Source organism: Bradyrhizobium sp. P2_E8 (assembly GCF_056403875.1).
Map to the genome: position 1 here is coordinate 1 of NZ_JBFUES010001408.1, position 1,444 is coordinate 1,444.

Annotated in this window: 2 protein-coding genes; one reads left to right on the forward strand and one right to left on the reverse strand. The window is 64.3% G+C overall.

The window, feature by feature from the left end; genetic code table 11:
* A partial coding sequence (locus AC1D00_RS40895) for a DNA topoisomerase (RefSeq protein ID WP_477014616.1) occupies positions 1-913 on the reverse strand: 913 nt, incomplete at its 3' end.
* 228 nt (positions 914-1,141) lie between these two features.
* On the opposite strand from AC1D00_RS40895, the gene AC1D00_RS40900 reads away from it, so the two are divergent.
* Complete coding sequence (locus AC1D00_RS40900) at positions 1,142-1,381, forward strand: hypothetical protein (protein ID WP_477014617.1); 240 nt, start codon at positions 1,142-1,144, stop codon at positions 1,379-1,381.
* Positions 1,382-1,444: the final 63 nt, after the last annotated feature.

The following is a 1,444-nucleotide window of genomic DNA, read 5'->3' on the forward strand; positions in this document are numbered from 1 at the left end:
GCAAATAAGTAATGAGTCCGGTGGTCTCGCCGCCGATGTCGATGCCTTCATAGAGGCGCTGGGCGATGCGCATCGTGTGCGCCGGCGCAAAGCCGTATTTGCGGCTGGCTTCCTGCTGCAGCGTGGACGTGGTGAAGGGCGCCTGCGGATTGCGCCGGGCGGGCTTCGCGTCGACCGTGGTGACCGCGTAGGCGGCCGCTTCCAGCGCCTTCTTGAAGTCTTCGGCTTCCGCGCCGGTGCCGATGTCGAGCCGCTGGATCTTCTTGCCGTCGGCGCCGACGAGGCGCGCCTCGAACGCGTCGCCGCGCGGGGTCAGCAGGGTCGCGATCAGCGACCAATATTCGCGCGGCACGAACTTCTCGATCTCGAGCTCGCGGTCGCAGACGAGGCGCAGCGCCACCGACTGCACGCGGCCGGCCGAGCGGGCGCCCGGCAGCTTGCGCCACAGCACGGGGGAGAGGGTGAAGCCGACCAGATAGTCCAGCGCGCGGCGCGCCATATAGGCGTCGACCAGCGCGCCGTCGATCTGGCGCGGATGCTTCATCGCGTCCGTGACCGCCTGCTTGGTGATGGCGTTGAACACCACGCGCTCGATCTTCTGGTCCTTGAGCGCGCGCTTCTCCTTCAGCACCTCCAGCACGTGCCAGGAGATGGCCTCGCCCTCGCGATCAGGGTCGGTGGCGAGAATCAGGCGGTCGGCGTTCTTCAGAGACTTGGCGATATCGTTGAGCCGGCCGGCCGCCTTGGGGTCGACCTCCCAGATCATCTTGAAATTGGCGTCGGGATCGACGGAACCGTTCTTCGCCGGCAGGTCGCGGACATGTCCGAACGAGGCCAGAACCTCATAGGACGAGCCCAAATACTTGTTGATCGTCTTGGCTTTCGCCGGCGACTCCACAATGACGATATTCATGTAGTTCCAGTAACTTACGGGGAAATTCTGGGCCGAATTCGACGAGATTCGGGTCGGCCGTTTCGAACCGAACATGGGTGGTGAGGTCGTCGCTGTCAAATCGAGGGGTGCAGAAAGCGGCCGCGATGGGAAAAGTTTCATATCGAGAAAGTTGCAAACTACCACCTTGGAGTTGCGATCGATGTGGGCGTAATGTTCCCGCGGGGCATGGATTCGGGGTGGGGTCTGGTGACTAAGCCAGGAAGGAAACGGGCGCGCGCCGCATCAGGCGCGCCGGGAGGCTCGCGCCTCGAGGAACCGGGAGAGGGCGGCGCCGACGAGGCGGTTGCCTTCATCGCCGAGCAGGTGGCGGTGCTGCGCAAGCTCGCCGAGCGCCACAGGCTCGACGTGCTGCATTATCTCTTAGGGATGACGCAGCTGGAGGCCGACGAGCACCTGCGGCTGCGGACCAGGCGCAAGCTGTCGTGAGGGATGGCGAGCCTTGCTCGTGAACTGCCGCGCTGTTGCCGGCGACTAAGCCGATGTGAAAAA